The sequence below is a fragment of the Rhodoferax sp. RT4P68 genome (genome assembly GCF_056521305.1).
Genome location: NZ_JBWMBB010000008.1, coordinates 175,294 through 192,390 on the forward strand (window position 1 = coordinate 175,294; position 17,097 = coordinate 192,390).

General features: G+C 68.5%; 13 protein-coding genes. 9 read left to right on the top strand and 4 right to left on the bottom strand.

What is annotated here, in order from left to right; all coding sequences use genetic code 11:
- Positions 1 to 76 precede the first annotated feature (76 nt).
- Genes AC099J_RS18370 through AC099J_RS18380 form a run of 3 tightly spaced genes read left to right on the top strand, consistent with a single transcriptional unit; the run spans position 77 to position 6,443 of the window.
- Entirely contained in the window at positions 77 to 1,876 is a 1,800-nt protein-coding gene (locus tag AC099J_RS18370; RefSeq protein WP_479616726.1) for a patatin-like phospholipase family protein, read from the top strand.
- Positions 1,864 to 5,724 (top strand): non-ribosomal peptide synthetase, encoded by a 3,861-nt coding sequence (locus tag AC099J_RS18375; RefSeq protein WP_479616727.1) that lies wholly within the window; start codon positions 1,864 to 1,866, stop codon positions 5,722 to 5,724. The genes AC099J_RS18370 and AC099J_RS18375 overlap by 13 nt, the downstream gene beginning before the upstream one ends.
- A complete protein-coding gene (locus AC099J_RS18380) occupies positions 5,721 to 6,443 on the top strand; it encodes a TVP38/TMEM64 family protein (protein ID WP_479616728.1) in 723 nt (240 codons plus the stop codon). Before AC099J_RS18375 ends, AC099J_RS18380 begins: the two co-directional genes overlap by 4 nt.
- Here the strand turns inward: AC099J_RS18380 and AC099J_RS18385 are convergent.
- Genes AC099J_RS18385 through AC099J_RS18400 form a run of 4 tightly spaced genes read right to left on the bottom strand, consistent with a single transcriptional unit; the run spans position 6,427 to position 10,403 of the window.
- Positions 6,427 to 7,476, bottom strand: coding sequence for a VWA domain-containing protein (locus AC099J_RS18385; RefSeq protein WP_479616729.1), 1,050 nt, complete (start codon positions 7,474 to 7,476; stop codon positions 6,427 to 6,429). The genes AC099J_RS18380 and AC099J_RS18385 overlap by 17 nt on opposite strands.
- A 21-nt stretch (positions 7,477 to 7,497) precedes the next feature.
- Positions 7,498 to 8,463 (bottom strand): DUF58 domain-containing protein, encoded by a 966-nt coding sequence (locus AC099J_RS18390; RefSeq protein WP_479616730.1) that lies wholly within the window; start codon positions 8,461 to 8,463, stop codon positions 7,498 to 7,500.
- On the bottom strand, positions 8,444 to 9,448 hold the full coding sequence (locus AC099J_RS18395) for an AAA family ATPase (RefSeq protein WP_479616731.1): 1,005 nt from the start codon (positions 9,446 to 9,448) through the stop codon (positions 8,444 to 8,446). Before AC099J_RS18395 ends, AC099J_RS18390 begins: the two co-directional genes overlap by 20 nt.
- A 31-nt stretch (positions 9,449 to 9,479) precedes the next feature.
- Positions 9,480 to 10,403, bottom strand: coding sequence for a S1C family serine protease (locus tag AC099J_RS18400; RefSeq protein ID WP_479616732.1), 924 nt, complete (start codon positions 10,401 to 10,403; stop codon positions 9,480 to 9,482).
- 110 nt (positions 10,404 to 10,513) lie between these two features.
- Here AC099J_RS18400 and AC099J_RS18405 point away from each other — a divergent pair, with 110 nt between their 5' ends.
- From AC099J_RS18405 to AC099J_RS18430, 6 genes are all read left to right on the top strand, one after another.
- A complete protein-coding gene (locus tag AC099J_RS18405) occupies positions 10,514 to 11,431 on the top strand; it encodes a TatD family hydrolase (RefSeq protein WP_479616733.1) in 918 nt (305 codons plus the stop codon).
- A 46-nt stretch (positions 11,432 to 11,477) separates the two neighbouring features.
- A complete protein-coding gene (locus tag AC099J_RS18410; protein WP_479616734.1) occupies positions 11,478 to 12,284 on the top strand; it encodes a class I SAM-dependent methyltransferase in 807 nt (268 codons plus the stop codon).
- 11 nt (positions 12,285 to 12,295) lie between these two features.
- Entirely contained in the window at positions 12,296 to 14,068 is a 1,773-nt protein-coding gene (gene tfpB / locus AC099J_RS18415; RefSeq protein ID WP_479616735.1) for a type IV pilus assembly ATPase TfpB, read from the top strand.
- Positions 14,069 to 14,179: 111 nt separating this feature from the next.
- A complete protein-coding gene (locus AC099J_RS18420) occupies positions 14,180 to 14,668 on the top strand; it encodes a tripartite tricarboxylate transporter TctB family protein (RefSeq protein WP_479616736.1) in 489 nt (162 codons plus the stop codon).
- 7 nt (positions 14,669 to 14,675) lie between these two features.
- The gene (locus tag AC099J_RS18425; RefSeq protein WP_479616737.1) at positions 14,676 to 16,187 is read left to right on the top strand and encodes a tripartite tricarboxylate transporter permease; all 1,512 of its coding nucleotides are present in this window, start codon (positions 14,676 to 14,678) and stop codon (positions 16,185 to 16,187) included.
- Positions 16,188 to 16,295: 108 nt separating this feature from the next.
- Positions 16,296 to 17,093, top strand: a complete 798-nt coding sequence (locus AC099J_RS18430) for an SDR family oxidoreductase (RefSeq protein WP_479616738.1) — start codon at positions 16,296 to 16,298, stop codon at positions 17,091 to 17,093.
- The last annotated feature ends 4 nt before the right edge of the window (positions 17,094 to 17,097 follow it).

Consider the following 17,097-nt stretch of genomic DNA (forward strand, 5'->3'; position numbering starts at 1 on the left):
CTGGCCAGGGCTGTGCGCCGCCTGCATCGTCGATGCGGTGCGTCCCCGGTCTCTGGTTCAGAAGGATGTGTGCCGCATGGTCGTTGCAGCGAAGTTTCGAGCTCGTGCCGTCCAGGTCCTGCGCGACAGCCGGGTGTTCGGCCAGCTCGACGACGCCGTTTTGAACGACCTGGCCGACGTTCTGGAACTTCAGGATGTGCGCGGTGGCCGCCTGGTGCTGCGCGAGGGCGACCCGTCCGACAGCATGTTCTTCGTGCTCAGCGGCCGGCTGCGCGTGTCGCGAACCAATGCCGACGGCAGCCTGCTGCTCTACAACGAGATCAGCGCGGGCGAGGGGGTCGGCGAGACCGGCATGATCCTGCAGCAGCCGCGCACGGCGGATGTGACGGCCGTGCGGGATTCGACGCTGGCGGTGCTGCACAGCGCCAATTTCGAGAGCCTGCTGGCGCGCCAGCCCCTCGCCGTGAACCGCGTGTTCTCGCAGGCGATCTACAACCACCTGCGCCACGGCGCGCAAATCGCCCAGCGGCACTACGCCCTGTCGTTCGTCGTGGTGCCGCTGCACATCGGCGCGCGCGCCACCGAGGCCGCTCGCGGGCTGGCAGCTGCGCTGGCCGGCATGGGCAAAGTCCAGCACTTGCCGCCGGGCACCGAGGCGCCCGACAGCCAGCACGACGGGGGCGACGATGAAGCCTTTTTGCGCAGCGACGAGCGCGAAGAGCAGTTCGACTACCTGGTCTATGAAGCCGAGCCGCACGCCTCGCCGTGGACGCGGCGCTGCTTTCGCCAGGCCGACCAAGTGATCTTCGTGGCCGAAGCGGGTGAATCGATGGCCGTCGGCGAGCTGGAGCAGCGCCTCATGGGCGAGCCGGGCTTTGCGATGAAGCGCAAGCACCTGGTCGTCATGCACGATGCCTACGCCTCCACGCCGCACCAGGTCCAGCGTTGGCTGCAGGGGCGTTCGTGCGAGCGGGTCTATCCGATGCGCGCCGGGCACGCAGGCGATTTCGCGCGGCTGGGCCGGTTCCTCACCGGCACTGCGGTCGGTGTCGTGCTAGGCGGTGGTGGCGCGCGCGGCTACGCGCACCTGGGTGTGCTGCGGGCACTGCACGAGGCCGGCATCCCGATCGACATGGTCGGCGGCAACAGCATGGGCGCACTGGTGGGCGCGCAATACGCCTGCGACCGGCCGCTGGACGCGATCATGCGCGACACCCAGGCCTTTGCAGCCGGCGGTGAGCGGCTGACGCTGCCGCTGATCTCGCTGGTGTCGGGCCGGCGCGTGGAGCGCGATCTGCAGCGCATGTTCGGCGACATCGCCGTGGACAGCCTGTGGCGGCCTTTCTTCGCGGCCGCGTGCAACCTGACCAAGGGGCACACCACGGTGCAGGACTGCGGCCCGCTGTGGCGCGCCGTGCTGGCCAGCAACTCGCCTGCGGGACTGTTCCCGCCCGTGCTGTACAAGGGCGACCTGCTGGTGGACGGCGCCATTCTGGAGAACGTGCCGGTCGGCGCCATGCGCATGCGCCTGGGCACGCCGCTGGAAAAGCGCCGCGGCAACGGCACCATCATCGCCATCGACGTGGATGTGCAGGACGAGCTGGGCGTGGACCCGTCGCTGCAGCGGCTGTCGCGCCGCTCGGCGGCCAAGGGCCTGCTGACGCGTTCGCGCACGACGCCGGGCATCACCGAGATCCTGTACCGCGCAGGCCACATCGGCGGCCTTAACCAGCGCGCCGCCACCATCGCCGAGGCCGATCACTACCTGGAGCCGCCCGTCGCGGATTTCTCCATGATGGAACACAAGAGCGCGCCTGCCATCGTGGAGCGCGGCTACCGCTACGCCGTCGAGAAGATCGCCACATGGAAGCGCTAGCAACCACTGCCACCGGGCCGACCGCAAGCGTTGCCACCGAGCAGGGCCTGGCGCTCTCGCTGAGCCAGCGCGAAGTCTGGCTCGACCAGCGGGCCTGGCCGGGCAGTGCGCACCTGAACATCGGCGGCGGTGCGTTTCTGGTGGGGCCGTTGGACCTGTCGGTATTCCGCCGCGCGCTGGCGCGCCTCGTGGCCGAGAACGAGGCGCTGCGCCTGGCGCCGCTGGCCGACGGCAGCCAGCGCCTGCTGGCCCCCACCGAAGAGCCGGCGCTGGAGGTTGTCGATTGCAGTGGGGACGAAGATCCCAAGGCCGCCATGCGCATCTGGTGGCAACAGCGCATGACCGAGCCCTTCGCGCTGGACGGCCGCTCGCCCTGGCGCTTTGCCCTGCTGCGCGCCTCGGACACGCTGCACGGGCTGACCATCCAGTTCCACCACCTGGTGATGGACGGCTGGGGCACCTCGCAGGTGATGCGGCGCTGGGCCGAGATCCACAACGCGCTGCTGCGCGGCGAGGCGCCCAGTGTGGTGAATGTGCCGGCCTACCACGCGTTCATCGAGGAGTCCAACGCCTACCGCGACTCGCCCGGGTTCGAGCGCGACGCGCGCTACTGGCGCGAACGCATCCCGACGCTGCCGACGCCGTTGATCGAGCGCCGCTACAGCCTGGCGCGGCCCGATGCGCTGCCCCCGGCGGCGCTGGCCTTCTACCGCGTGCCGCGCGCCGACTACGAGCGGCTGCGCCGCTACGCGACCGAGCAGAACCAGACCGCTTTCAACCTGGTGCTGGCTGCGCTGGTGCTGTACTTCGCGCGCATCGGCGAGAGGCGCGAGGTGGTCGTCGGCGTGCCCAGCCTGAACCGCGGCGGGCGCCGCTACACCGACACGCTGGGCATGTTCGTCGGCGTGGTGCCGATCCGCATCGAGATCGCGCCGGAGATGCCGCTGCCCCAACTCCTGGCGCATGTCGGCTCGGCCATGCGGGCGGCGCTGCGCCACCCGCGCTACCCGCTCTCCGAGATGGGCCGCGACCTGCAGATGATGCGCGCCAACCGTGACGGACTGTTCGACGTGCTGCTGTCGTTCGAGCGGCAGGACTACGCCGTCGCATTCGGCCAGGCGCAGCTGGTCGAGTCGCGCCAGCTGTTCTCCGGCGTGGCGCGCTTTCCGCTGGGCGTGACGGTGTGTGAATTCCATCCCGAGCAGGACGTGGAGCTGGCGTTGGAGGCCAGCGCCGCCTGCTTCGCCGCTGGCGAGGTCGACCTGCTCGGCCGGCGCCTGTGGCACCTGGTCGAATCGATCATGGACGCGCCCGCCGATGCGGTGGTCGACAGCGTGGCCCTGCTGCCGCCGGAGGAGGTCTGGCACGTCACCGCCGGCCAGCACAAGGATGTGGCCTGCCACGAGGCGGCGCCCACCTTCGTGCACCTGTTCGACCGGCAGGTGACGTTGCGGCCCGAAGCCACCGCCCTGGTGTGGGACGGCGGCAGCATGGACTATCTGGCGCTGGACCGGCACGCCAACCGGCTGGCCCGCGCGCTGGTGGCGCAAGGGGCCGGGCGCGACCGCGTGGTCGCGATGGCGCTGGAGCGCTCGCCCGAGATGGTCGTGACGCTGCTGGCCATCGCCAAGGCCGGCGCCGCCTTCCTGCCGCTGGACGTCGACGCGCCGCTGGCACGGCTGCAGGCCATCATGCGCGAGAGCGGGGCCTGCACCGTGGTGATGCAGCCCCGGCTGGCCGAACGGCTGCAGGGCCTGCACGCGGCACCGCTGATGGTGGCGCCGCTGCCCGAAGAGGTGTTCGACGTCAGCGTTGCGGACGCCGCGCCCGCGCATGCCGCACCGGCAGACCTGGCCTATGTGATCTTCACCTCGGGTTCGACCGGCAGGCCCAAGGGCGTGATGATCGAGCACGGCATGTTGTCGCGCCGGCTGCTGTGGTTGTCGCGCGCCTACGCGGTGGACTGGACGGACCGCTCCGGCCAGGGCACGCAGGCCACCTTCGACCCCTCGCTGATCGAGCTGCTCTTGCCGCTGGTGCATGGCGCCAGCATCGCGCTGCCGCCGCCAGGCCGGCTGCTGCCCGAATCGCTGGCCGATTTCGCCGTGCGCCATGGCGTCACCTTCATGGCCTTCGTGCCGTCCACGCTGGGCCGCTTCCTGGACGCGGCGGCCGGCCGGCCCGGGCTGAAGCTGCGCGTGGCCTGCTGCGGTGGCGAGGTGCTGGCGCCCGAGCTGGCCAGCCGCTTTCGCACGCTGACCGGCGCGCGGCTGTTCAACGTCTACGGCCCGACCGAGGCCACCATCTTCGCAACCGCATGGGAATGCGAGACCCACCGTCACCACACGGCGCTGCCGATCGGCCGGCCGGTGGACGACACCCGCATCTACGTGCTGGACCCGGCGCTGCGGGCGCTGCCGCTGGGTGTCGGCGGCGAGATTTTCATCGGCGGCGAAGGCGTCGCGCGCGGCTACCTGAACCGGCCCGACCTGGACGCCGTGGCCTTTCTGCCCGACCCTTTCCGGCCGGGTGGGCGCATGTACCGCACCGGCGACCGCGGCTGGCTGGGCAATGACGGCAACCTGCACTTCATCGGCCGGCTGGACCGCCAGGTCAAGCTGCGTGGCTACCGCATCGAGCTGGGCGAGATCGAATCGGCACTGCTCGCCATCGACGGCGTGACGCAGGCGGCCGCCCAGCTGTGCGAGCTGCGTGGCAAGCCGGGCATCCACGCCTGGGTGGGCGCGAGCGGACAGAGCGCCGAGCAACTCCACGCGCAGCTGCGCGCCCGGCTGCCGGACTACATGCTGCCCACCGGCATCAGCGTGCTCACCAAGCTGCCCGAGAGCGCCACCGGCAAGATCGACTACGCCCGGCTGCCCGAGCCGGTCGCGGCCGTGGCGATGCCCACGCGCACGCCGGTGAACCAGACCGAGCGTGATCTGCTGCAGCTGTGGAAGGACGTGCTGGGCGTGCCGAGCCTGGGCGTGCACGACAACTTCTTCGATCTGGGCGGCGACTCGCTGGCCGCCGTGAACATGATGAGCGGGCTGGAGCGAATGCTGGGCCGCCGTGTGCCGCTGTACCTGATCACCGAGCACCCGACCGTCGAAGCCCTGGCCGTGGCGCTGCAGCAGCGCAGCGGCACCCCGGGCCTGATGGTGCGGCTGGGCACGCAGACCAGCGCGGTGCCGCTGTACCTGGCGGCGTCGGGCCATGGCGACCTGTTGCGCTTCCAGAGCCTGGCCCGCGCCATGGGCGGCGCCAGCAACATGAGCATGCTGCAGCCGCCGCTGGACCGGCGCATCAAATCCATCGGCGAACTGGCCGCGCTGTATGCCGATGAGATCCAGCGCCAGCAGCCTGAGGCGGGCTACGTGGCCGGCTTCTCGGTGGCCGGCATGGCGGCGCTGGAGACGGCGCGCCTGCTGCAGCAGCGTGGCTGGCAGGTGCGCGGCCTGATCCTCTTGGACACGACCTACCCCAATTCCTGGCTGGGCGGCATCGGTGCCTGGCGCGCGCTGGGCTGGATGGTGCGGCACCTGCACATCCAGGAGCTGAGCATGAACGGGCGCCGGCTGGGCGCCATGTTCAACGACCCCGGCCTGGTGGCGCAGGTGCTGGCGCTGCGGGGCTACCGGCCGGCTGCGATCGACAGCCCCACGCTGCTGGTGCGCTCCTCCGGGCTGAGCTATTGGGACCGCTGGATGTTTCGCCCCTGGCGCCAGCTGATGGGCGCGCGGCTGCAGGAGGTGCAGGTGCTCGGCATGCACGGCACCGTGTTCGACGGCCAGCACGTCGGCGCGCTGGCCGCCGCGCTGGCGCAGGCCATGCCGCCTGCGCCATGAAGGAAAGGCCACCCCCCTCCCTGCGCTGGCGCCTGGCCGGCCTGGTGCTGGCGCTGCTGGGCCTGCTGGCGCTGACCGCCGCGTGGACCTGGTCGCCGATGCGCGAGTGGCTGAACGTGGAGCGGATCGTCAGCAGCCTGCAACAACTCGGCCAGTCGTTCGGGCCGGCGGCCACGGTGGTCGGCTTCACGCTGGCCGTCACGTTGGCCGTGCCGTTGACATTTCTGAGTCTGGTGACGCTGGTCGCCTTCGGCGGCTGGACAGGCTTCTTCTACTGCATGCTGGGCGCGCTGCTCGGCGCAGTCGCCAGCCACGGCCTGGGCCGGATGTTGGGGCGCGAGGTGGTGCAGCGGCTGGGCGGGCCGCGTGTCAACGCCATCAGCGAGCGCCTGGCCCACCATGGCCTGTTGGCCGTCATCGCAGTGCGGGTGGTGCCGGTAGCGCCGTTTGCCATCATCAACATGGTGGCTGGCGCATCGCACATCAGCCTGCGCCAGATGCTGCTCGGCACGGCCATCGGCATGGCGCCTGGCACGCTGGTGATGGCCTTTTTCATCGAACAGATCGTGGCCGCGCTGCGCACACCGGGGCCGCTGGCCTACGCTTTGCTCGGCGGCACGGTGCTGCTGCTGGTGGCCGCAGGCTGGGCGGCCAAGCGCTGGGTGCGCCATGTCGAGGCGCAACGCACGGGGCCGGGCAGCGCTACAAGATCCGGTTGAACCAGGCCAGCGACAGGCCGGCCGACAGCAGCGCCAGCACGGCGCCGGCGAGCGCCAGCAGCGAGGAAATTTCAGTTTCCTTCTTGACCACGGTGAGCCGCGAGCTGAGCGTCTGGTAGACCTTGCGCAGGTTCTCGGCGGTACCCGCATAGAAGTACTCCGCCTGGGTACGCGTGGCAACGGCCTTCAACGTCTCCTCGTCCAACCGCACGCGCATGGACCAACCTTCGAAGCCGATGGTCTCACCGTCCACCGTGCCCACGCCCACGGTGTAGACGCGCACGCCCCGGTCGGCCGCCATCTTGGCGGCTTCCAGTGTGTCCACGCCGGTGGTGCGCTGGCCATCGGTCAGCAAGATGATGGCCGCCGACGTGTAGGAGCCCGGCGCCACCGGCACGAATTCGGGCTTGGCCTCCTTGTCCTGCCCGCCTTTGCCCAGGGCCTGGCCACGCGGCCGGTCACGCCCATAGGTCAGGGCGCCGACATCGATGCCGGCATCGGGGAACAGCTCGGCCAGGGACACCACGATGGCGCTGCCGATGGCGGTGGCGCGCTGCAGCTGGAACTTGTCGATGGCGATCACCAGGTCTTCGCGGCTGAGCGTGGCGGGCTGCACCACCTGGGCGGTGCCGGCGAAGGCGACGATGCCCACCCGCACGTTGCGCGGCAGCTCGGCGATGAACGCCTTGGCGGCGTTCTGCGCGGCGATCAGCCGGTTCGGCTGCACGTCGGTGGCGCGCATGCTGCCCGACACGTCCATCGCCAGGATGATGGTCTCCTGTGTCGAGGGCAGGCTGATCACCGCCATCGGCCGCGCCGCCGCGACGATCAGCGTGCACAGCGCCAGCAGGAACAAGAGCGGCGGCACATGGCGCTTGACGCTCTGGCTGGCGCCCATGGCCTCGCGCACGATGGACAGGCTGGCATAGCGCAGCGCGGTCTTCTTCTTGCGCTTGAGCAGCCACACATACAGCAGCACCAGCAGCGGCGCCGCAAGCAGCAGCCAAAGGAATTCGGGCCAGAGAAAGTTCATGGGGGCTCCTGTCCGCGCCGGTCAGGCGGCGCGGAGATGGGCCGGCAGGCTGCCGCCGGCTGACAGCCGGCTGCGGCGCTTGCGCAGGTCGGTGAAGCGTCGGATGGCGTCCACCAGGTCGTCGTCGGTCGACAGCTCCAGCGTGTCGACCCCGGCGCGCGTCAGCGACTCACGCAGTTCGGCCTCGCGCTGGGCGGCGATGCGCGCGAAGCGCTTGCGAAAGCCGGCGTCCGAGGTGTCGACCATCAGCTGCTCGCCGGTTTCGGCGTCGCGGATCGGGATCAGGCCGAGGTCGGGCAGTTCCAGCTCCATCGGGTCGAGCAGGCGCACCGCCACCACTTCGTGCCGTTGCGCCAACATGCCGAGCGGCTTTTCCCAACCGGGCTCGCTGATGAAGTCCGACACCACGAACACGGTGCCGCGCCGCCGCACGAAGTTGCCGGCGGACTGCAGGAGATCGGCCAGGCGCGTGACGTTGCCCGGCTGGTCGGGCGCCAAAGGGCGTTGCTGCATCAGGTGCACCAGCCGCAACACATGCATGCGGCTGCTGCGCGGGGGCAGAACTTCGTCGACTCCGGCGCCATACAGCATGGCGCCCACGCGGTTGCCATGGCGCGTCAGCAGCCGCGCCAGCACGGCGACGAAACCGGCCGACACCTCGCGCTTGCGCTGCTCACCGGAGCCGAAGTCGACCGAGGGCGACAGATCGAGGAGGAACCAGGCGGCCATCTCGCGGTCTTCGGTGAACACGCGCACATACGGCTGCTGCTGGCGCGCCGTCACGTTCCAGTCGATGTGGCGCACATCGTCGTGGTGCTGGTATTCGCGCAGGTCGGCCAGGTCCATGCCGGTGCCGCGCATCAGCGTGCGGTAGTCGCCTTGCAGCAGGCCATCGAGCCGGCGCAAGACCGTCCATTCCAGGCGCCGCAACGATTGCTCGGCGCTGGCCAGTGGCGTGGCGGTGGGCTCAGGCGGCGAGCTTTTCATGTTCCAGCGGCTTCGGCGGCGGCGGGATCTTGGCCATGATCTTGGCGACCACGGCATCGGCCGCCATGCCTTCGGACAGCGCCTCGTACGACAGCGCCAGGCGGTGGCGCAACACATCGGGCACCAGCGCCGTCATGTCCTCGGGCAGCGCGTAGCTGCGCCCGCGCAGCATGGCCAGCGCGCGCGCGCCTTCGGTCAGGTTGATGGTGGCGCGCGGGCTGGCGCCGAAGGTGATGAAGCGGGCCAGATCCTTCAGCCCATGCTGGGCCGGGTTGCGTGTGGCCGAGACGAGCCTGACGGCGTACTGGATCAAGGACGGGTCCACATACACGCGCCGGCATTCCTTTTGCAAAGCCGCCAGCTGCTCGGTGGTGGCGACACGGGCCACCTGGACCGGCGGGCCGATGACGCGCTGCACGATCACGAACTCTTCTTCGTCGGTCGGGTAGTCGACCAGCACCTTCATCATGAAGCGGTCGACCTGCGCCTCGGGCAGCGGGTAGGTGCCCTCGGTCTCGATCGGGTTCTGCGTGGCCATCACCAGGAAGGGGGAGGGCACGCGGTGCGTCTCGCCGGCGATCGTGACCTGGCGCTCCTGCATCACCTCCAGCAGCGCGCTCTGCACCTTGGCCGGCGCGCGGTTGATCTCATCGGCCAGCAGCAGGTTGGTGAAAACCGGGCCCAGCGCGGTGCTGAAGTCGCTGGTCTTCTGGTTGTAGATGCGCGTGCCGACCAGGTCCGCCGGCACCAGGTCGGGCGTGAACTGGATGCGCTTGAACTGGCCGTGCACCGTCTCGGCCAGCGTCTTGACGGTCAGCGTCTTGGCCAAGCCCGGCACGCCCTCGACCAGCAGATGGCCCTGGGCCAGCATGGCCACCATGACGCGTTCGAGGAAGCGGTCCTGCCCGACCACCACCCGCTTGACCTCGTAGAGGATCTGCTCCATCAGTTGCGCGGTGTCGGCGGTGCCGGTGCTGTCGGTCATGCGGGGATCCTTTGCGGCGGTGGACTCGGGTTCAGAACGGATGCAGGCCGACGGCAGAAGCCGCGTTCTCGATCGGCACCGCAAAACCGATGCCAATGAAGGTGCGCTGCTGCGACGGGTTCAGGATGGCGGTGACGATGCCCACGACCTGGCCGTCCATGGTGACCAGCGGGCCGCCCGAATTGCCGGGGTTGGCGGCCGCGTCGAACTGGATCAGGTTGGTCAGCGGCTGCTTGCCTTCGGGCGAGCGGAATTCGCGCTTGAGCCCGGAGACGACGCCGGCCGAGGCCGATGGACCGATGCCGAACGGAAAGCCGACCGCCAGCACTTCGTCGCCGGGCATCAGATCGGCCGTGGAACGCATGGTGGCGGCGATCATGTCGTCCGGGATCTTGTGGGCCTGCAGCACGGCCAGATCGTTCTCGGGCTGCATGCCGGTGACGGAGGCGGTGGTCTCCAGGCCGTCGGAGAAGGTGACCTTGATGGTCTCGGCCCCGGCGACCACGTGCAGGTTGGTGAGGATGACGCCCTTGTCGACGATGACGACGCCGGTGCCCACGCCGTTCTCTTCTTCCTTGCCGCTCTTGTCCTTGACGAAGCCCATCACCCGTACCACCGACGGTGCGATCGCGGCGTAGGCCTTGGAGGCGGCCGAGGGCAGCAGGTTGGTCTCCAGCGTGCGCAGGACGGCGGCGTCGATGTCCTTTTGCGTCAGCGTGCGTTGGGCGGGGCGGGTGGCGAGCGTGCCGGTGACCAGCAATGCTGCGGCCATCAGGGCGATGCAACTCCACAGCAATCGAGGGTTGCGCAGTGAGAGGCGGGCGCGACCTGGCGCGGTACCGGTCGTCGGCGTGCCGTCGGCCGATGCATCGTCAGACAGAGAGGCCGGCGCAGCAGCCTGCACCCCTTGCGCGGGCACACGCTTCGCACTGCTGTACAGAGCCGGTCGTCGCATCGGGTCACCCTATGATGTGAGTTTGTCTGTCTACTAGGTCACGGTACCACGGTTCATCGGAGCCTGCACCCGCCTTAGGGTTCCTTCGCTTGCGGGCTGGAATAGTGCTGATGGCAGCGCCGCGCGGGCCCACGCAGGGCGCGCGCTACAGTGGTGCAATGCCCTGGATCGACACCCATTGCCACTTGGATGCGCCCGAGTTTGGGGCGGCGCATGTCCGGGCGATCGAGGCGCGGACGCTGGCCGCCGAGCGCGGCGTGGCCCTGTGTGTGCTGCCGGCGGTCGGCGTGTTCGATTTTGAGACCGTGCGCGCTCTGGCGCATCGCACCGGCGACGCCTATGCGCTGGGCATCCACCCGCTGCTGGTGCCGCGTGCCGACGACGGTGATCTGCAGCGCCTGGACGAGGCGCTCACGCGACACGCGGACGACCCGCGGCTCGTGGCGGTGGGCGAAATCGGGCTGGACTTCTTTGTGCCAGCCTTAAACGAGCCGGCCATGCTGGCGCGCCAGATCCACTTCTTCCGCACGCAGCTGCAGCTGGCCCGGCGTCACGGCCTGCCGGTGATCGTGCACACGCGGCGCAGCGTCGACCAGGTGCTCAAGCATCTGCGCGCGCTGGCCTCGCCACAGGGCGGCGAGCGCCCCTGGCTGGGCATCGCGCACGCCTTCAACGGCAGCCGGCAACAGGCCGACGCAGTGCTGGCGCAGGGCCTGAAGCTGGGCTTTGGCGGCGCCATGACGTTCGACGCCGCGCGGCAACTGCGCGCGCTGGCGGCAGAGCTGCCGCTGCAGGCCATCGTCGTGGAGACGGACGCGCCTGACATCCCGCCTCAGTGGCTCTATGTGAAGCAGGCCGACCGCACCGCCGGCCAGCCGCAAGGGCTGAACACGCCGGCCGAGCTGCCGCGCATCGGTGCGGTGCTGGCGCAGCTGCGCAATCTGCAAGAGGACGAGGTCCAGACTGCCACCTCGCGCAATGCGCTGGACGCGCTGCCTCGGCTGCGCGGATTGCTGGGCAGCCTTTGACGCCACAATCGCCGCTGGCCGCGGTGGCCTGATCGGAACGGGAGCGATGTTGGAGAAAGCAGCGAGCGACGCCAGACACAAGCCAGGCCGGCGGCCCCGGTCCGTCGAACGGGCCGCATTGCCGGAAGTGCACTTTGCCGACGATGGCGAGGTGCGCACCCTGCACCTGGGGACCGAGTGGGTCCAGGGTTCGATGCTGATCGATACGCCGTTCGAGATCGAGCTCGAGTACGTGCGCCGCATGATGGCCTGGCTGCTCTTCGTTGCGCCCGAGAGCGTGGCCAAACGCCACGCCATGCAGCTGGGCCTGGGCGCCGGCACGCTGACCAAGTACTGCTACAAGAAGCTGCGCATGCGCACCACGGCCATCGAGCTCAACCCGCAGGTGATCGCGGCTTGCCGTGGCTGGTTCAAGTTACCGCCGGACGACGCGCGGCTGCAGGTGCGGCTGGCCGATGCCAGTCTGGCGGTGCTGGACGGCAGCCTGCATGGCACGGTGGACGCGCTGCAGGTGGACCTGTATGACCACGAGGCGGCCTCGCCGGTCCTCGACAGCGCTGACTTCTATGCCGACTGCCGGCGTCTGTTGACCGACGACGGCGCAATGACGGTGAACCTGTTCGGCCGTTCGTCCAGCTACGAGACGAGCGTGGCGCGCATCGGCGCGGCGTTCGGTGCGCAGGCCGTGTGGGCGTTCCGGCCGACGCGCGAGGGCAACACCGTGGTGCTGGCCCAGCGCGAGCCCACGCGGCCGGCCCGCGCCGACCTCTTGGCCAGCGCTGCGGCGATCAAGGCCCGCTGGGGGTTGGATGCCGGCAAGTGGCTGCGGGTGTTCCACCCCGTAGTCGACTGAAGGACTGCACCATGGCGACCGCAGCGCGCACCACCTACGTCGGCCCGGTCACCTGGCGGCTGCTGGTCGATTGGCTGGCCGAGGACGGCGTCATCTCCAGCGAGGAATTCCAGCGCACGGTGGCGCGTTGTTCGCAGGCCGAAAGTGCCCAGCCCGCGCTGGTGCGGCTGGCCAGTGTGGCGATGCTGCGCGCGCGTGACGGCAAGCCGCTGGACATGGAGATGCTGGCCGAATGGCTGGCCGGCCGCGCTGGTCTGGCCTACCTGCGCATCGACCCGCTCAAGGTGGACGTGGGCAAGGTGGCCGACACCATGAGCGCGGTCTACGCAGAGCGCCACAAGGTGTTGCCGCTGCAGGTCGGCACCAGCGAGGTGGTGGTGGCCACGGCTGAGCCCTTCGTCACCGACTGGGTGGCCGAGGTCGAGCGCCAGGCGCGGCGCAGCGTGCGCCGCGTGGTAGCCAACCCGCTGGACATCCACCGCTACACGGCCGAGTTCTTCTCGCTGGCCAAGTCGGTCAAGGCCGCGCAGAAGGCGGGCGGCGGTGCGGCGGCGGCCAGCTTCGAGCAACTGGTCGAGCTGGGCAAGAACAACAAGCAGCTGGACGCCAACGACCAGGGCGTGGTGCAGGTGGTCGACTGGCTGTGGCAGTACGCTTTCAACCAGCGCGCCAGTGACATCCACCTGGAGCCGCGGCGCGACCAGGGCGTGATCCGCTTTCGCATCGACGGCCTGCTGCATCCGGTCTACCAGATGCCCATGGGTGTCATGAACGCCATGGTGGCGCGCGTCAAGCTGCTGGGCCGCATGGACGTGGTGGAGCGCCGGCGCCCGCAGGACGGCCGCATCAAGACGCGCAACCCGCGTGGCGACGAAGTCGAGATGCGACTGTCCACCTTGCCCACGGCCTTCGGCGAGAAGATGGTCATGCGCATCTTCGATCCCGACACGGCGGTGAAGGATCTGGACGCGCTGGGCTTCTCGGCACACGATGCCGGCCGCTGGGAGGCGCTGGTCAAGCGTCCGCACGGTGTCATCTTGGTCACCGGGCCGACCGGCTCGGGCAAGACCACCACGCTGTATTCGACGCTCAAGCGTGTGGCGACGGAAGAGCTGAACGTCAGCACCATCGAAGACCCGATCGAGATGATCGAGCCGGCCTTCAACCAGACGCAGGTGCAGCCGCAGCTCGATTTCAATTTCGCCGAAGGCCTGCGCGCGCTGATGCGGCAGGACCCGGACGTGATCATGGTCGGCGAGATACGCGACCTGCAGACGGCCGACATGGCGATCCAGTCGGCGCTGACTGGGCATCTGGTCTTCTCCACATTGCACACCAACGACGCGCCCTCGGCGTTGACCCGCCTGATGGAGTTGGGCGTGCCCGCGTACCTGCTGAACGCCACCGTGCTCGGCGTGCTGGCGCAGCGTCTGGTGCGCACGCTGTGCCGCCATTGCCGCGTGCCGGACGACGAACTCTCTCGCGAGGCGCTGAACCAGTTGATCCAGCCCTGGCGCATCAACGGCGCCTGCACACCGTACAAGCCGGTGGGCTGCGTGGACTGCCGCATGACCGGGTTCTTGGGCCGCATGGGCTTGTATGAACTGCTCACCGTCAGCGAGGCGTTCAAGGACAAGCTGCACCAGCAGGGCAGCGGTGCCGGGCTGCGCAAGCAGGCGCTCCTGGACGGCATGCGGCCGTTGCGCCTGGCCGGCGCGTTGCGCGTGGCAGAGGGTCTGACGACCATGGCAGAAGTGCTCAGCGCCACACCACCGCTGGAGTAGCGCTGCGTCCGATCGAATACACGCCGAACGCAGCGTGTAGGTGGAATCCACATCTGAAGCGCCAGTGAATGACTTCACAATCGCGCCACCTTTTTCTGAGGAGGCAATCTTGTGAAAATCAAAAGTCAGAAAGACTTTTTCTCCGGGCTGATGTTTACCGGTGTCGGCATCGCATTCGCCTGGGGGGCGACGACCTATACGGTTGGCACCGGCGCCCGCATGGGCCCAGGCTATTTCCCGTTGATGCTCGGCATCCTGATGGCGGTGATCGGGCTGGGCATCACCTTCTCGTCCCTGGTGGTGGAAACCAGGGACGGCGAGAAGATCGGCAAGTTCGCCTGGAGGCCTCTGGGCTTCATCATCGGCTCCAACATCATGTTCGGCATCTTGCTGGGCGGGTTGCCCAACCTGGGCGTTCCGGCCATGGGCCTGATTGCTGCCATTTACGCGCTGACCTTCATCGCCAGCCTGGCTGGCGACAACTTCCGTTTCAAGGAAGTGCTGATTCTCGCCACCATCTTGGCCATAGGCAGCTACGTAGCGTTCGTCTGGATGCTGAAGCTGCAGTTCCAGGTCTGGCCTTCCTTCATCACCGGCTGAGTCACTCATGGAACTACTCGACAACCTCGCGCTTGGGTTTGGCGCAGCGTTCACGCTGCAGAACCTGTTGTATGCCTTCATTGGCTGTCTGCTCGGCACCCTGATCGGCGTGCTGCCAGGCATCGGCCCCGTGGCCACCATTGCCATGCTGCTGCCGGCCACATACGCGCTGCCGCCGATTGCCGCGCTGATCATGCTGGCCGGCATCTACTACGGCTCGCAGTACGGTGGGTCGACCACCGCCATTCTGGTCAACCTGCCGGGCGAATCATCTTCCGTCGTGACCGTGATCGAGGGCTACCAGATGGCGCGCCAGGGGCGGGCGGGCCCCGCGCTGGCGGCGGCTGGCCTCGGCTCATTCTTCGCCGGTTGCGTTGGCACGTTGATCCTGGCGGCGTTTGCGCCGCCTCTGACCGAAGTGGCCTTCAAGTTCGGCCCTGCCGAGTACTTCTCGCTGATGGTGCTGGGTCTGATCGGCGCCGTGGTGCTGGCCTCGGGCTCGCTGCTCAAGGCCATCGGCATGATCGTGCTGGGTCTGCTGCTCGGCCTGGTCGGTACCGACGTGAATTCCGGTGTGGCGCGCTTCAGCTTCGACATCCCGGAACTGACCGACGGCATCGGCTTCATCGTGATCGCCATGGGTGTGTTCGGTTACGGCGAAATCATCATGAACCTGTCCAAGTCGGCGGAAGAGCGCGAGGTCTTCACCGCCGAGGTGCATGGCTTGTTCCCGACCAAGGAAGACTGGAAGCACATGGCGCCTGCCATGTTGCGCGGCACGGCCCTGGGTTCGGCGCTGGGCATTCTGCCGGGCGGCGGCGCGCTGCTGTCGGCCTTCGCGGCCTACACCATCGAGAAGAAGATCAAGCTCAAGCCGGGTGAGATTCCGTTCGGCAAGGGCAACATCCGCGGCGTGGCAGGCCCCGAGTCAGCCAACAACGCCGGCGCGCAGACCTCGTTCATCCCACTGCTGACGCTGGGCATCCCGCCCAACGCCGTGATGGCGCTGATGGTCGGTGCCATGACCATCCACAACATCCAGCCGGGTCCGCAGGTCATGACCAGCAATCCCGAACTGTTCTGGGGCCTGATTGCCTCGATGTGGATCGGCAACGCCATGCTGATCATCTTGAACCTGCCGCTGATCGGCATCTGGATCAAGTTCCTGACGATCCCGTACCGCTGGCTGTTCCCGTCCATCGTGCTGTTCTGCGCGGTAGGGGTGTACTCGACCAACAACAACACCTGGGACATCTGGATGGTGGCGTTGTTCGGTGTGATCGGCTACATCTTCCTCAAGCTCAACTGCGAGCCGGCGCCCTTGCTGTTGGGCTTCATCCTGGGGCCGATGATGGAGGAGAACCTGCGCCGCGCACTGTTGCTGTCGCGCGGCGACTGGAGCGTGTTCGTCACGCGTCCGATCTCGGCCGGCCTGTTGGCGGTTGCACTGCTTCTGGTGATCATCGTGCTCTTGCCAGCCGTGAAGCACAAGCGCGAAGACGTGTTCGTGGAAGATTGAGGCGGCCAATTCCGCACCAGAAAAACGGCGCCCTCGGGCGCCGTTTTTGCGTTTGCGCTGCTCACGTATCATCCCCGCGCATCGACCGAACAACGCAAGGAACACCTCATGGATTTGGGTATCGCAGGCAAGTGGGCATTGGTGTGCGGCGCCAGCAAGGGGCTGGGTTTCGGCTGTGCGTTGGGCCTGGTGCGCGAAGGCGTCAACGTGCTGATCGTAGCGCGCGGTGCGCCAGCGCTGCAGGCGGCCACAGAACAGTTGCTGGCCGAGCCCGCGCGCCCGCAGGCGGCGCAGGTGCTGAGCGTGGCGGCCGACATCACCACGCCCGAGGGCCGTGCCGCCGTGTTCGCGGTGCGCAAGGAGTTCGACATCATCGTCACCAACGCGGGCGGCCCGCCGCCGGGTGATTTCCGCGACTGGGACCGCGACGCGTGGATCAAGGCGCTGGACGCCAACATGCTGACGCCGATCGAGTTGATCAAGGGCGCCGTGGACGGCATGGCGGCGCGGGGCTTCGGCCGTATCGTCAACATCACCTCCAGCTCGGTGAAGGCACCGATCGACATCCTGGGCCTGTCCAACGGCGCGCGCAGCGGCCTGACGGGCTTTGTCGCGGGCGTGGCGCGCACCACCCAGCTGGCGTCGGCCAACGTCACCATCAACAACCTGCTGCCGGGTGTGTTCGACACCGACCGCATCCGCGCCACGCTGGAAGGTGCTGCCAAAAAGACCGGGAAGTCGGTGGATGCAGTGATCGAGGCGCGCAAGCAGAGCGTACCCGCGCGGCGCCTGGGCACGCCGGAGGAGTTCGGCGCCGTCTGCGCCTTCCTGTGCAGCCAGCAGGCCAGCTACGTCACCGGCCAGAACATCCTGACCGACGGCGGCGCCTACCCCGGCACGCACTGAGCGC

What these genes read in the sequence shown, in the direction of transcription:
- AC099J_RS18405 (WP_479616733.1), top strand. Translation starts at nt 10,514, where the DNA reads ATGGCAGCGCCGCGCGGGCCCACGCAGGGCGCGCGCTACAGTGGTGCA.
- AC099J_RS18385 (WP_479616729.1), bottom strand. Translation starts at nt 7,476, where the DNA reads ATGAACTTTCTCTGGCCCGAATTCCTTTGGCTGCTGCTTGCGGCGCCG.
- AC099J_RS18375 (WP_479616727.1), top strand. Translation starts at nt 1,864, where the DNA reads ATGGAAGCGCTAGCAACCACTGCCACCGGGCCGACCGCAAGCGTTGCC.
- AC099J_RS18430 (WP_479616738.1), top strand. Translation starts at nt 16,296, where the DNA reads ATGGATTTGGGTATCGCAGGCAAGTGGGCATTGGTGTGCGGCGCCAGC.
- AC099J_RS18425 (WP_479616737.1), top strand. Translation starts at nt 14,676, where the DNA reads ATGGAACTACTCGACAACCTCGCGCTTGGGTTTGGCGCAGCGTTCACG.
- AC099J_RS18380 (WP_479616728.1), top strand. Translation starts at nt 5,721, where the DNA reads ATGAAGGAAAGGCCACCCCCCTCCCTGCGCTGGCGCCTGGCCGGCCTG.
- AC099J_RS18390 (WP_479616730.1), bottom strand. Translation starts at nt 8,463, where the DNA reads ATGAAAAGCTCGCCGCCTGAGCCCACCGCCACGCCACTGGCCAGCGCC.
- AC099J_RS18395 (WP_479616731.1), bottom strand. Translation starts at nt 9,448, where the DNA reads ATGACCGACAGCACCGGCACCGCCGACACCGCGCAACTGATGGAGCAG.
- AC099J_RS18410 (WP_479616734.1), top strand. Translation starts at nt 11,478, where the DNA reads ATGTTGGAGAAAGCAGCGAGCGACGCCAGACACAAGCCAGGCCGGCGG.
- AC099J_RS18400 (WP_479616732.1), bottom strand. Translation starts at nt 10,403, where the DNA reads ATGCGACGACCGGCTCTGTACAGCAGTGCGAAGCGTGTGCCCGCGCAA.
- tfpB (WP_479616735.1), top strand. Translation starts at nt 12,296, where the DNA reads ATGGCGACCGCAGCGCGCACCACCTACGTCGGCCCGGTCACCTGGCGG.
- AC099J_RS18370 (WP_479616726.1), top strand. Translation starts at nt 77, where the DNA reads ATGGTCGTTGCAGCGAAGTTTCGAGCTCGTGCCGTCCAGGTCCTGCGC.